This window comes from Phytomonospora sp. NPDC050363 (assembly GCF_040655735.1).
Taxonomy (GTDB): Bacteria; Actinomycetota; Actinomycetes; order Mycobacteriales; family Micromonosporaceae; genus Phytomonospora.
Window position 1 is genome coordinate 1 of sequence record NZ_JBFAKK010000016.1, and the last position, 12,517, is coordinate 12,517.

The 12,517-nt window shown below is 70.3% G+C and carries 13 protein-coding genes; 10 read left to right on the top strand and 3 right to left on the bottom strand.

What is annotated here, in order from left to right; genetic code table 11:
• Positions 1-961 precede the first annotated feature (961 nt).
• A complete protein-coding gene (locus AB0I28_RS33165; protein ID WP_357499667.1) occupies positions 962-1,870 on the bottom strand; it encodes a cation diffusion facilitator family transporter in 909 nt (302 codons plus the stop codon).
• A gap of 175 nt (positions 1,871-2,045) precedes the next feature.
• Here AB0I28_RS33165 and AB0I28_RS33170 point away from each other — a divergent pair, with 175 nt between their 5' ends.
• The 10 genes from AB0I28_RS33170 to pstB all read left to right on the top strand — a co-directional run bounded on the left by AB0I28_RS33170 (position 2,046) and on the right by pstB (position 10,998).
• Positions 2,046-3,266 carry a cation:proton antiporter gene (locus tag AB0I28_RS33170; RefSeq protein WP_357499668.1) on the top strand — a complete coding sequence of 407 codons (1,221 nt, stop codon included), beginning with the start codon at positions 2,046-2,048 and terminating at the stop codon, positions 3,264-3,266.
• 108 nt (positions 3,267-3,374) lie between these two features.
• Positions 3,375-3,989 carry a hypothetical protein gene (locus AB0I28_RS33175; protein ID WP_357499669.1) on the top strand — a complete coding sequence of 205 codons (615 nt, stop codon included), beginning with the start codon at positions 3,375-3,377 and terminating at the stop codon, positions 3,987-3,989.
• Positions 3,974-4,777, top strand: a complete 804-nt coding sequence (locus AB0I28_RS33180) for a transporter substrate-binding domain-containing protein (RefSeq protein ID WP_357499670.1) — start codon at positions 3,974-3,976, stop codon at positions 4,775-4,777. Before AB0I28_RS33175 ends, AB0I28_RS33180 begins: the two co-directional genes overlap by 16 nt.
• Before the next feature lie 113 nt (positions 4,778-4,890).
• Positions 4,891-5,607 (top strand): DUF3105 domain-containing protein, encoded by a 717-nt coding sequence (locus AB0I28_RS33185; protein WP_357499671.1) that lies wholly within the window; start codon positions 4,891-4,893, stop codon positions 5,605-5,607.
• A 114-nt stretch (positions 5,608-5,721) separates the two neighbouring features.
• On the top strand, positions 5,722-6,369 hold the full coding sequence (locus AB0I28_RS33190) for an alpha-ketoglutarate-dependent dioxygenase AlkB (RefSeq protein WP_357499672.1): 648 nt from the start codon (positions 5,722-5,724) through the stop codon (positions 6,367-6,369).
• A 214-nt stretch (positions 6,370-6,583) separates the two neighbouring features.
• Positions 6,584-7,681, top strand: a complete 1,098-nt coding sequence (gene pstS / locus AB0I28_RS33195; protein WP_357499673.1) for a phosphate ABC transporter substrate-binding protein PstS — start codon at positions 6,584-6,586, stop codon at positions 7,679-7,681.
• A 33-nt stretch (positions 7,682-7,714) separates the two neighbouring features.
• Positions 7,715-8,866 carry a phosphate ABC transporter permease subunit PstC gene (pstC, locus tag AB0I28_RS33200; protein WP_357499674.1) on the top strand — a complete coding sequence of 384 codons (1,152 nt, stop codon included), beginning with the start codon at positions 7,715-7,717 and terminating at the stop codon, positions 8,864-8,866.
• A 98-nt stretch (positions 8,867-8,964) separates the two neighbouring features.
• On the top strand, positions 8,965-9,126 hold the full coding sequence (locus tag AB0I28_RS33205) for a hypothetical protein (RefSeq protein ID WP_357499675.1): 162 nt from the start codon (positions 8,965-8,967) through the stop codon (positions 9,124-9,126).
• Positions 9,123-10,196: a phosphate ABC transporter permease PstA gene (gene pstA, locus AB0I28_RS33210; protein ID WP_357499676.1), complete on the top strand. Its 1,074-nt coding sequence runs from the start codon at positions 9,123-9,125 to the stop codon at positions 10,194-10,196. Before AB0I28_RS33205 ends, pstA begins: the two co-directional genes overlap by 4 nt.
• Positions 10,197-10,221: 25 nt before the next feature.
• Positions 10,222-10,998 (top strand): phosphate ABC transporter ATP-binding protein PstB, encoded by a 777-nt coding sequence (gene pstB / locus AB0I28_RS33215; RefSeq protein WP_357499677.1) that lies wholly within the window; start codon positions 10,222-10,224, stop codon positions 10,996-10,998.
• Between the two features lie 339 nt (positions 10,999-11,337).
• Here pstB and AB0I28_RS33220 read toward each other — a convergent pair whose 3' ends face one another.
• Together AB0I28_RS33220 and AB0I28_RS33225 are read right to left on the bottom strand one after the other, a co-directional pair.
• A complete protein-coding gene (locus AB0I28_RS33220) occupies positions 11,338-12,228 on the bottom strand; it encodes a hypothetical protein (protein WP_357499678.1) in 891 nt (296 codons plus the stop codon).
• Positions 12,225-12,485, bottom strand: a complete 261-nt coding sequence (locus AB0I28_RS33225) for a hypothetical protein (RefSeq protein WP_357499679.1) — start codon at positions 12,483-12,485, stop codon at positions 12,225-12,227. Before AB0I28_RS33225 ends, AB0I28_RS33220 begins: the two co-directional genes overlap by 4 nt.
• Positions 12,486-12,517: the final 32 nt, after the last annotated feature.

Genomic DNA, 12,517 nt, shown 5'->3' on the forward strand with positions numbered 1-12,517 from the left:
GTCCAGGGGCGGAGCCCTTGGCGGGGTCCGGGGCGGAGCTCCGGTGGGGGTGCGGGGGGCGAAGCCCCCGGCCGGGGGCTTGACCTTGAGGGCTGGGGGCTTGACCTTGAGGGCTGGGGGCTTGACCTTGGGGGTTGGGGGTTGGTGTGGGGCGAGGGCTGAGGGCGGGGGTGGCTGCGGTGAGTGAGCCGGTTGCGGCGGGGTCCCCGGGTTGAGGCGGTGTTCGACCTGGCGGGTGCCCGGCGCGAAGCTGCCAGCCCGGTGTGGGGTGCCGCCTGAGTTGGCGGTCCTGGCCGGTGTGCGCGCCAGTGGGCGGGGCGAGAGCTCAGGGTGGGAGTGACTGCGGCCGGGGGGATGCTGCGGTGGGGTCCCCGGGCTGGGGTGACGCCTGCCAGTGGTGGACCGGGTCGGGTGACGCCTGGACACCCGGAGGCAGTGACGGCGGGTCAGCACGCTGCGGCAGGGTCCCCGGGCTGGGGTGACGCCTGACTTCTGTGCTTGCTTGGTCGGAGGCTAACGAAACCTCCTGACAGGCATGGGATCGGGCTGCGGCACCTCCTCCGGTGCCGGGTCCCCGGGCTTCGGTTACGCCTGAACTGACGGGTACCCGGCGCGAAGCTGCCGGCCCCGCCCGGGGTGGCGCCTGAACTGGCGGGTACCCGGCGTGAAGCCGCCGGCCCCGGCCGGGGCCGGCGCCCGAACCGGCGCCCTCATGTGGGTGCCCAGGCGAGAGCGAGGGGCAAGTCCGCGAGTGCCCCATGTGTGGCCGGGCTGCGGCGGGTCCCCGGCGTTGCCGCCGGGTCTCCACCGCCCCTCGGTGTTGCCGCCGGGTCCCCACCGCCCCCCGGCGTTCCCGCCGGGACCCCACCGGCTTCCCGCCAGTCCCCGGCGTCCCTCACACCCGAACCGCCCGACCGCCCCCGACCGCCCGACCGCCCCCGCCCCCGCCCCCGACCGCCCGTCACCAGGACAGCGTCTCGCACGCCTTACTGTTCCCCACCGGCTCCACCTGGAGCGTGGCGTGGTCGATGCCGTAGTGCTCGTGCAGCGCGTCGCGCGCCTCGCCGAGCACGTCGCCGAGGTCGGCGCCCGCGTTGATCGACAGATGCACCGAGGCGACGTCCATGCCCGAGGTGAGCGTCCAGACGTGCAGATCGTGCACGTCCTCGACCCCGGGAACCTCGTTCAGCGTCCGCGTCACCGCGCCCATGTCGAGGCCACTCGGAGCCTGCTGGAGCAGGATGCGCAGCGCGTCGCGGCCGAGCCGCCACGTCCGCGGCAGGATGAGCACACCGACCGCCAGCGCCATGATCGGGTCGGCGTACCACCAGCCCGTGAACTGGATGATCAGCGCCGCGCCGATGACGCCGAGCGAGCCGAGCATGTCCCCGAGCACCTCCAGGTAGGCGCCCCGGACGTTGATGCTCTCCTTGGCGCCCTGCTGGAGCATCAGGAAGCAGATGACGTTGGCGACCAGGCCGGCCACCGCGATGCCCAGCATCAGGCCCGTGCGGATCTCCGGCGGTTCACTGAAGCGCCGCACCGACTCCACCAGCACCCACACCGCCACACCGAACAGCAGGGCCGCGTTGGCCAGGGCCGCCAGTACTTCGAGCCGATAGAGGCCGAACGTGCGGTGCGCCCGCCCGTCGGCGCGCCGGATCGCGAAGATCGCCGCGAGCGCCATGCCGATGCCCAGGGCATCGGTGAACATGTGCGCGGCGTCGGAGATCAGCGCGAGCGAGCCGCTGATTATCCCGCCGGCCAGTTCGAGGAGCATGAAGCCCGCGGTGATCGCGAAGGCCCAGAGCAGCCGCCCCCGATGCGCCTCACCGAGGCTCTTCGCGCCGTGGTCGTGTCCAGATCCCATGCGTCACCTTCCCTGCCGTCGTGGTCCCGGAGTCATTGTCCACTGTCACCGCTTATGGACAGTTGCGTTCCGAAGTGTCGAAATTCAGGGATTGACGCGCACGCCTGCGACATGCGGGTATCGAGATAACCGCATTAGTCGTTTTCCGGCGCCTTCGACTCCCTAACCTGGCCCGATGGGGGCGGTTTTGAGTTCTGACGCGTTCTTCGGGCTCACGCTGATCTTCGCCGCCGCCGTGCTGGCGCCGCTGCTGTCGGACCGGCTCGGCAGGTGGCTGCCGGTGCCCTCGACGGTCCTGGAGATCATGCTGGGCATCCTGCTGGGGCCCTCGGTGTTCGCGCTCGTCCAGCAGAACGTCTTCACCGACCGCTTCCACGACCTCGGCCTGGCGATGCTGTTCTTCCTGGCCGGCTACGAGATCGAGTTCGGCCGCATCAAGGGCCGGCCGCTCATGCTCGGCGGCATCGGCTGGCTCATCGGAATCATTCTGGCGCTCGGCGTGTCGACCGCCGTGACGCGCAGCCTCGACGTCGGCCTCATCATCGGCGTGGCGGTGTGCACCACCGCGCTCGGCACGATCCTGCCCATGATCCGCGACGCCGGGATCCTCCCGACCCGCGTCGGCGCGCACATCATGGCCATCGGCGCCGTCGGCGAGTTCGCGCCGATGATCGCCATCACGATCCTGTTCGGCAGGACCGGGGAGTCGCACTCGCCGTGGGTTCGCGCCGGGTTCGTGGTCCTGGCGATCGTGGCCGCCTGGGCGGCGATGCGGCCGCGTTCGGAGCGGGTCGGGCGGCTGCTGAGCGCGACGCTGGGCACGAGCGTGCAGTTCGCGGTGCGCCTGGCGATGCTCATGGTCGTCATGATGATCTGGATCTCCTACGAGCTGGGTCTCGACATCGTCCTCGGCGGTTTCGTGGCCGGCGTGGTCATCCGGCTGCTCATCTCCACCATCGAGAAGGAGGAGGCCGAGATCGTCGCCTCCAAGCTCGACGCGGTCGGTTTCGGGTTCCTGGTGCCGTTCTTCTTCGTGACGACCGGCGTCGGCTACGACCTCAAGGCGCTGCTCGACAGCCCCTCGGCGCTGCTGGCGCTCCCGGCGATCCTGGTGATGTTCCTGCTGGTGCGCGGGGTGATCACCTACTGGATCCTGCGCAAGGACTTCACCGTCGGCGAGCGCAGGAAGCTGGCGCTGCTGTCCTCGACGCAGTTGCCGCTGGTCGTGGTCGTCGCCGGGATCGGCGTGAGCACCGGCCGTATCTCGGTGGCGACCGAGTCGGCCCTGGTCGGGGCGGCGATGCTGTCGGTGCTGATCTTCCCGCTGCTGGCCATCCGGCCCGGGTCGGCGGCCCAGGCGACCGCGCGCGACCACGTCGTCAACGAACCGACATAACCGGCGGGGTCCCCCGGTCGTTAACCCATTGGTGCCGCGACCCAGAAACCGCAGTGGACTCCCGAGGTCCACCCATGGTCCGGGGGGATCATGCATCACGTCACGTTCATGTCCGCATTCCTGAGCCTAGGCGTCCTCGCCGCGGCCCCGCTCTCCGTCGAGCCGCGTCCCGAACCGGGGCCGGATCCCTCGGTGATCAGGGCCGCCGAACTCGGCGCGACGATCTCTCCGCGACTCGTCGTCGCGGTCGACAACGGTGTCACCCGCCTGGCCGAGGGCGAGCGCGTGACCTACACGCTCGTCGTCGGCAACGACAGTCCCGCCCGCTATGACGATGTCGTCGTCTCGCACGTCCTGCCGCGCGGGGTGCTGCTGCGCTCGGCCGAGTCCCCGTCCTCCGTCACGCCCGGCGAGGTCTTCTGGCGCGTCGGGCTCGCTCCCGGCGAGCGGCGCGTCCTCACGGTGACCGCCGAGGTCGGCGAGGGCGGCGAGCACCGCGTCGCCACCGCGTGCGTCGCTCCAGGCCCCGGTCGGCCGCTGTCGTCGTGCGACAGCGACGACGACGCGTTCCGCGCGCTGCCCGGCCCCGCGGGATGGGCGCCCGTGGCGACCGTCGCGCTTACCGGCATAGTGGTCACCGGCAGCGTGTTGCTGCTGCGGCTCAGGTGGACACGGAACGACGCCCGGAAGGGTGGGAGGGCACGGCGATGGCGGCTCAACTGAAGAGGACGGCACGGCTGGCGGGGACGCTGGCGACGGTGCTCGCGATCGCGGCCTCCGCGGCGTGCACCGGCGGTGCCTCCGACACCGAGTACGGCCTGTCCCGCGAGGGCAAGCTGTCGGTGTGCGTGGTCATGCCGACCCCCATGTACGCCCAGACCGGCGCCGACCAGCAGCTCACCGGCCTCGACGTGGACGTGCTGGCGAAGGTCACCGAGATGATCGACCTGGAGCCCAACTACATCACCATCGCCGAGGAGTGGATCGGCACGGACAAGCCCTTCGACGAGGCCAAGTGCGAGGTCATCGCCGGCGGCCGGATCGTCGACGCGGCCACCCGTGACGTCCTCGACTACACGCGCCCCTACCTGCGCACGCACGCCTCGATGCTGGTCCGCGTCGACAGCAAGGTGAAGGAGCCGGCCGACCTGTCGGGCGAGGTCCTGGCGACCCCCGGGGACCGGCCGTGGACGGGCGTGGTCTCGGCCTACGCGGCCGACTGGGGCGTGACGCAGGCCCCGCAGGCCGACATGGTCGCCGCCCTGGCGGCCCTCGACGCCGGCGACGTGCCGGCCGTCCTGGCCGACGACGCCTCCCTGCGCTACCTCGCGCAGGCGCAGCCGGGCAGGTACCGGCTGGTGGAGGGCGTCGACGAGCCGTTCTTCCCGGTGGCCTTCGCCACCTCCATCTACATCGAGACGGATCTGCGCGACGACCTCAACGAGGCCATCGGCGAGCTCGACGAGAACGGTGCGCTCGCGACGATGCGCCAGACCTGGACGGGCGTCTGAGGTCGCGCCGGTCACCCCCGGTCACGGCGTGGCGCGAGAATCATTCACACCGACCTAGCCACCGGTCGCGCACCTTAGTACTATTCGCCTTCGTACATAGGAGGCGTAGGAGCATGGGCAACAAGGGCCGTGGATCCCAGGCGGGAACCCGCTCCGGCGGAGCAGGCAACCGACCGGGAAACCGAGGTGGCGCCGGCACCAGGAAGCGCACCCCCATCGTCGTGCCCAAGGCCGGGCCGAACTGGGGCATGGTCGCGCTTTACGCGGTCGTCGGTGTCATCGTCCTCGCGCTGCTGGGCTATGCCGGCTTCACCGCCTGGCAGAAGAGCCGGAGCATGACCGATCAGGCCGAGGCGATCAGCGGCGTGACGAACTTCCGCACCGGTACCGAGCTGGGCCGCGACCACGTCGAAGGCGACCAGACCTACGGGCAGACCCCGCCGGTCGGCGGCAACCACAACGCCGCCTGGGAGACCTGCAACGGGATCGTCTACACCGAGCAGATCCCCGACGAGCACGCCGTGCACAGCCTCGAACACGGCGCCGTCTGGATCACCTACCGCCCCGACCTCGCCACCGACCAGGTGGCCAAGCTCGCCACCCGCGTCGAGGGCAAGGACTACACGCTGATGAGTCCCTACCCCAACCTCGACTCGCCGATCACGCTGCAGGCCTGGGGCTTCCAGCTCAAGGTCGACAACGCCGACGACGCCCGCATCAACGAGTTCATCGAGGTGCTGCGCGTGAAGGCCTCCGTCGAGGACGGCGCGACCTGCAACGGCGGCGTCCAGGCCACCGGCGCGACGCCGACCGCCGGGCAGCCGATGTAGTCCGGCCCTCACCTGACCGACGAACGCGTCCACCTTTTCGAGGGTGGACGCGTTCGCTTTTGATCCCGCCGACATCGCGTCCGCCGACCCGAACACCCGTGCGATAGTGGTCGCGTGACCCTCCCGCTTCCGCGCTCCCGCGCCGAGGTCGCGCCGGGCGCCGTCCATGTACCGGACTGGCTCGCACCGGGGCGCCAGCGCGAGCTGCTCGAAGCGGCGCGGGAGTGGTCGAAGCCTCCGGCGGGCATGCGGCGGACCGAGCTGTCCGGCGGCCGGAAGATGTCCATCCGCACCGTCTGCCTCGGCTGGTACTGGTCGCCCTACCGCTACACCCGCGTCTCCCACGACGGCACGCCCGTCAAGGCCGTCCCGCCCTGGCTCGCCGATCTCGGCCGCCGGGCGGTCGCCGACGCCTACGCCGACCCGGACCTGGCCGCGGCCTACGACCCCGACATCGCCGTCGTCAACTACTACGACCGGCACGCACGCCTGGGCATGCACCAGGACAAGGAGGAGCTCAGCCTCGCGCCGGTGGTGTCGCTGAGCATCGGCGACACCTGCGTCTTCCGGCTGGGCGGGACCGAGAACCGCAACCGGCCCTGGTCGGAGGTGCTGCTGGAGTCGGGCGACCTGTTCGTCTTCGGCGGGCGCTCCCGGCTGGCCTTCCACGGGGTCCCGCGCACGCTTCCCGGCTCTTCGCCGGCGCACCTGGACCTCAACGGCAGGGTCAACGTCACGCTGAGGATGTCCGGACTGAGCTGAGGCTCGACCGGACAAACCAGCACTTTACATCCACAAGTTTCGCTTCCTTCATAACGAATCAGCAGCACCTCGGCTTGTTCACCGTCCGTTCACCGAGTGCCGGGTTGCCCGCTACCTACCGCGCTTAGCTTCTGGATCGGTTGATGAAGTCAACCCCGGCACCGCCCACCGAGGGACGACCGGCCTGATGAGTTCTTGGAAGGGAACGACTCACGTGAAGCTGCTTCGGCACGGCGCGATCGCCGGCCTCGTCGTGTCCGCAACGCTCGCGATGGCGGCGTGCGGTTCGGACAACGCCGACGGCGACGGCGCCAACGGGGCGCAGGCGCCGACCGGCGACTGCGCGCAGGGAACGCTCAACGTCCAGGGCTCCAGCGCTCAGAAGAACGCCATCGAGGCGTGGATCGCCGCCTACCAGGCCAAGTGCGCCGGGTCGACGATCAACTACAACCCCTCGGGCTCGGGCGCCGGTGTCGAGGCGTTCATCGCCGGCACCGCCGACTTCGCCGGTTCCGACTCGGTCCTCAAGGAGGACCAGCTCCCGGGCGCCACGGAGCGCTGCGTGGGCGGCGCCCCCGCTCACCTGCCCATGGTGATCGGCCCCGTCGCCATCGTCTACAACGTCGAAGGCGTCGACGACCTCCAGCTGACGCCGGCCACGATCGCCGGGATCTTCGCCAACAAGATCACCAAGTGGGACGACGCGGCCATCAAGGCCGACAACCCCGACGCGAAGCTCCCCAGCACCCCGATCCAGGCCGTGCACCGCTCCGACGAGTCGGGCACCACCGACAACTTCACCAACTTCCTCAACAAGACCTCGCCCGACGTGTGGACCAACGAGCACGCCAAGCAGTGGCCCCTCGACGGCGGCGTCGGCCAGAAGGGCTCCGATGGAGTCGCCGGCGCGGTCAAGGACACCGCCGGCTCGATCACCTACGTCGAGCTGTCCTACGCCGACAGCCTCGGCCTGAACAAGGCCAAGGTCGCCAACGGCAGCGGCGAGTTCGTCGAGCTGACCCCCGAGTCGGCCTCGAAGGCCCTCACCGGCGCCAAGCCGGTCGGCACGGACACCGACATCCAGCTGGAGCTCGACTTCCAGACCAAGGAGGCCGGCGCCTACCCGATCGTCCTGGCGACCTACGAGATCGTCTGCACCGCCGGCAACGGCGACAAGGCCGGCCTGCTCAAGTCCTTCCTGACCTACACGGCCAGCACCGAGGGCCAGTCCGAGCTCACCAAGATCGGCTACGCCCCGCTCCCCGAGGAGCTGCGCGCCAAGGTCGAGACCCTCGCCAAGTCGATCGCCTAACCGACCCGCACCCCGACGGGATTTGTGAGACCAATGACTGACGGTGACACGATTCGCTCCGCAGCGACCGGCCCGTCGGTAACGCCCGCCCAGCGGCAGGGGGAGACCCCCGCCGCTGGGCACCGCGGCGTCACCGGCGAGCACGTTCTCAACACCTCCGCCCTCCCGACCGTCGAGGTGCCCCGGCGCCCGGCACCGTCGCGGCGGCCCGAGGAGCCGCGGGACGAGCCCGTCGGCGAGCCCCTGCCGAGGCGGCGCCGCTACGGCGGCGACACGTACTTCAAGTCGATCACCACGGTGGGCGGGTCGGCGGTCCTGGCGATCATCGCCGCGATCGCGCTGTTCCTGATCGTCGAGGCGGTCCCGGCGCTCAGCGCCAACAAGGAGAACTTCTTCACCTTCACCAAGTGGGCCCCGAACGCCTTCGGCGACGCCCACTTCGGCATCGCCTCGCTGGCCTTCGGCACGATCCTGTCGGCCGCGATCGCGCTCGTCGTCGCCGTCCCGATCGCCCTGGGCATCGCCCTCTACCTCTCGCACTACGCCCCCCGGCGGGTCGCGACGGTCCTCGGCTTCGCCATCGACCTGCTCGCCGCCGTGCCGAGCGTCGTGTTCGGCCTGTGGGGCCGGGAGTTCTTCGCCGTGCCGGTGCACGACTTCTCGGTGTGGCTCAACAAGTACCTCGGCTGGTTCCCGCTGTTCGCCAGCGACGGGCGCTTCGGGCACTCCGTCCTGCTGGGCTCGCTGGTGCTGGCCATCATGGTTTTGCCGATCGTCACCTCCCTGTCCCGCGAGGTCTTCATGCAGACCCCGCGCGAGCACGAGGAGGCCGCGATGGCGCTGGGCGCCACCAAGTGGGAGGTCATCCGCACCGCGGTCCTTCCCTACGGCCGCCCCGGCATCGTCGCCTCGGTGATGCTCGGCCTCGGACGCGCCCTCGGCGAGACCATCGCGCTGGCCATGACGCTCGGATCGAGCTTCGTGATCTCCTGGTCGGTCGTCGAGCCCGGCGGCAACACCATCGCCGCCAACATCGCCAACGCCTTCGGCGAGGCCAACGACCAGGGCCGCAGCGCGCTCATCGCCAGCGGCCTGGTGCTCTTCGCGATCACCTTGATCGTCAACATGTCCGCCCGCGCCATCGTCAGGCGCCGCAAGCGGTTCCTCGCGGCGGCGGCGACATGACCACCGCACACCACCACGTGATCCGTCCGGCCCGGACCAGGGCCGGCGCAGACCGCCGCGCCAGGGTCGGTGCGCGGCCGCAACCGGGAGGTGGCGCCATGTCCGCATCCGTTACCCACGTGGACTTCCGTTCCCGCAAGGCGCGCAAGCACGCCGAGCACCAGGCCGCCGGCGGCTGGCCCGTGCTCGTCGCCAAACCCCTGCGGTCGGCCGAAACCGGCACCGCGAACCCCGAGAACGAGCAGGAGACGGCGGTATGACCACCCTCAGCGCGGCCACCGCAACGGTGGTCCAGCTCAAGGCGAAGCGGCTGCCGAAGTACGCCCCCTGGCTGATCGCCGCGGGCGCGATCCTCGTCGGCCTCGGCGGGATCACCTTCGCCGCCGACGGAGGGCCCGTCGTCGGCGCCCTCGTCGCGGCCCTGCTCTACTTCGTCACCCTCATCACCGCCGCGACCGTCGTCGAAGGCGGCCGCTCGGCGCGCAACCGCGCGGCCTCGGCACTGATCGGCTCGGCCTTCGTGCTGGCGATCCTGCCGCTGCTGTCGGTCGCCTGGACGGTCATCAGCCGCGGCGCCGACCGCCTCGACGTCGACTTCTTCTACCGGTCGATGAACGGCATCACCGCCTTCAACGCCGGCGGCGGCGCCTACCACGCGATCCTCGGCACCCTCGAACAGGTCGGGATCGCCGTCATCATCACCGTCCCGCTCGGCCTGGCCGGCGCGATCTACATCGTCGAGTACGGCCGCGGCCGGCTCGCCAAGTGGATCCAGTTCTTCGTCGACGTCATGACCGGCATCCCGTCCATTGTGGCCGGACTGTTCGTGCTCGCCTTCTGGGTCATGGTCGTCAGCCCGATCTTCAACGACGGGCGCCCGGCCTACTCCGGCTTCGCCGCCGCGCTAGCCCTGTCGGTGCTGATGCTGCCGACGATCGTGCGCTCCGCCGAGGAGATGCTGCGGCTGGTCCCCAACTCCCTGCGCGAGGGCTCCTACGCCCTCGGTGTCCCGAAGTGGCGCACCGTGCTGAAGGTCGTCATCCCGACGGCCCTGCCCGGCATCGTCACCGGCGTCATGCTCGCCGTCGCCCGCGCGGCCGGCGAGACCGCGCCGGTGATGCTCGTCGCCGGCGGCGCCTTCGCCATCAACGGCAACCCCTTCGCGGGTCAGCAGACCTCGCTGTCCCTGTACATCTACGACCAGGCGAGCACGGCGTCGCAGTACGCGCCGGCGCGGGCCTGGACGGCGGCGCTCACGCTGGTGGCCATCGTGCTGCTGCTGACCATCGTCGCCAAGCTCATCGCCCGACGCAGCAAGCTGACCCGCTGAAGCTACGAGGAACGAAAGACAGGTTATGGCCAAGCGCATCGAAGCGGACAAAGTCACCGCTTACTACGGCTCCTTCAAAGCGATCGAGGGCGTCGACATGGTCATCGAACGCAAGTCGGTGACCGCTCTGATCGGCCCGTCGGGTTGCGGCAAGTCGACCTTCCTGCGGTCCATCAACCGGATGCACGAGGTCATCCCCGGCGCCCGCGTCGAGGGGACCATCAGCGTCGACGGACAGAACATCTACGAGAAGGACGTCGACGTCACCGCCGTCCGCCGGATGATCGGGATGGTCTTCCAGCGCCCCAACCCCTTCCCGACCATGTCGATCTTCGACAACGTCGTGGCGGGGCTGAAGCTGGTCGGTGTGCGCAAGAAGGGCGAACTCCAGGTCGCCGCCGAGAAGGCGCTGCGCGGGGCCAACCTGTGGGAAGAGGTCAAGGACCGGCTCGACAAGCCCGGCGCCGGGCTGTCGGGTGGACAGCAGCAGCGGCTGTGCATCGCGCGGGCCATCGCCGTCGAGCCGCAGGTCGTGCTGATGGACGAGCCCTGCTCGGCGCTGGACCCGATCTCGACGCTGGCGATCGAGGACCTGATCGGGGAGCTGAAGGACAGCTACACGATCGTGATCGTCACCCACAACATGCAGCAGGCGGCGCGCGTGTCCGACAAGACCGCGTTCTTCTCCCTGGAGAAGACCGGCGACCCGGGACGCCTGGTGGAGTACGACGACACGCAGAAGATCTTCACCAACCCGGGCCAGAAGCGCACGGAGGACTACATCACGGGGCGGTTCGGTTAGGCCTTTTTGCTCGCTTGGCTCGCAGGCCGGGGGAGACTCCGTCTCCATCCGGACCCCCTCTGGCCTGGGCTGCGGTGGAGGAGTGCCCGGCGGGAGGCTTCGTCGCCGCCGGGGCTTGCCGTCTTCGTTCGCCGACGCCACAGGCTGTGCCGCGTGTCGGCTCCGGCCGACGCAGCGATGTGAGACCTGGCGGGAACGGGTTGGGGTGACTCGTTCCCGCCTTTCGCTTGCGCGCAGCCGTGACAAGGTCGGTGTCCAGCCGCGACCGAATCGGCGACGGGCTCCTCAGGCGCTTTCCTCGCCGGGCGCGGTGAGTGAAGGCGTGGGTGCGAAGGCCGGCTAGCTGTCGCCGGCGGGGCTGAACCTCGCCCGGAAGCTCTCGGCTTGGCGGCCGGCATCCAGGAGGAGGCCGGTGGTCGTCCGCAGGGAGCGCAGGCGGTCGTCGAGCGATCGGTCGGGAGTGTAGAGGCCGCTGGTGAAGTAGAGGAGGCTCTCCAGCGCGGAGGCCACCGACGCGGCGGTGTCCCACACCGCGTTGACCTCCTCGGCCATCTCCGGGTCGTCGTCGGCTTCGTCGGCGGCCTCACGGGCACGCAGTTCGGTGACGAGGTCGAGGGTCCGTCGCGCGCGCAGGTGCGCGCGGGCGAGGTCGCGCGCTTCCGCTTCGATCTCGTCCGGCGCGGTCTCGTCCTCGGCGGCGCCTCGCGCGGCGGCCGCCCAGGCGTGCTCGGCGAGGTCCATCAGACGCTCGGCGGCCTCGACGGGGTCTGGTCGCTCGCGTCGGCGCCGAGGGCGGCCAGGGCGGCGGCGATGTCCTTCGGGGCGGGGGAAGGCGCTGAGATCATCGCCTACCTCTACCACCTCGCGGGGTGGCGCGCCTAATGCGGAGCGGTCGCGGCGGAGCCTGTCGAGCACCTGGTCGAGCTTGTCGATCTGCGCTGTCCACCCGACCTTCGCGCGCAGCACGCCGAGTAGTTCTCGGCAGGGCCACACCGCGCCGCAGCAGTCGCAGCGAAGAACGAGGGCGGGAACGGGGAACCCGGCGAAGCGGGCGATGCGCAGCCGTCGGCGGCCGGGACGGTGGAGGTCGACGACGGACTGTTCGCGGCGATGTCTGCGGAGCGCGAGGGACAGGTGGAACTCGACGGGGGAGGCGGTCGCGGCGTTGGGTTTGGTGCGCCGGCTATCTGTGTGCGGGGACGGGAAGGGGCGCAAGGTCTGCGTGGTCACGGGGTCGCCTGCCCGTCGGGGTCGGTGGTGGGTTCCTCGGTGTCGGCGGTGGCATCGGTGATGAGTCGTTGTTGTGCGGTTTCGAGGGCGTGGAGTCGTTCGAGCCAGTGGGTGTACATGGGGCAGGGGCCGGGGGTGTCGCAGGGATAGCAGTAGCCCGACCAGGGGTCGTGGAGGTGGGAGCGGAATTGGCGGTAGGCGTAGGCCATTTCGGCGGTGATCTGGGTTTGGATGTGGTGGTTGAGATGCGCGATCACGGCCGCCTCCCGGGGAAGGGGAGGACGGCGTG

What these genes read in the sequence shown, in the direction of transcription:
- pstC (WP_357499674.1), top strand. Translation starts at nt 7,715, where the DNA reads ATGACTGACGGTGACACGATTCGCTCCGCAGCGACCGGCCCGTCGGTA.
- AB0I28_RS33180 (WP_357499670.1), top strand. Translation starts at nt 3,974, where the DNA reads ATGGCGGCTCAACTGAAGAGGACGGCACGGCTGGCGGGGACGCTGGCG.
- AB0I28_RS33165 (WP_357499667.1), bottom strand. Translation starts at nt 1,870, where the DNA reads ATGGGATCTGGACACGACCACGGCGCGAAGAGCCTCGGTGAGGCGCAT.
- AB0I28_RS33205 (WP_357499675.1), top strand. Translation starts at nt 8,965, where the DNA reads ATGTCCGCATCCGTTACCCACGTGGACTTCCGTTCCCGCAAGGCGCGC.
- pstA (WP_357499676.1), top strand. Translation starts at nt 9,123, where the DNA reads ATGACCACCCTCAGCGCGGCCACCGCAACGGTGGTCCAGCTCAAGGCG.
- AB0I28_RS33175 (WP_357499669.1), top strand. Translation starts at nt 3,375, where the DNA reads ATGTCCGCATTCCTGAGCCTAGGCGTCCTCGCCGCGGCCCCGCTCTCC.
- AB0I28_RS33185 (WP_357499671.1), top strand. Translation starts at nt 4,891, where the DNA reads ATGGGCAACAAGGGCCGTGGATCCCAGGCGGGAACCCGCTCCGGCGGA.
- AB0I28_RS33170 (WP_357499668.1), top strand. Translation starts at nt 2,046, where the DNA reads ATGGGGGCGGTTTTGAGTTCTGACGCGTTCTTCGGGCTCACGCTGATC.
- pstB (WP_357499677.1), top strand. Translation starts at nt 10,222, where the DNA reads ATGGCCAAGCGCATCGAAGCGGACAAAGTCACCGCTTACTACGGCTCC.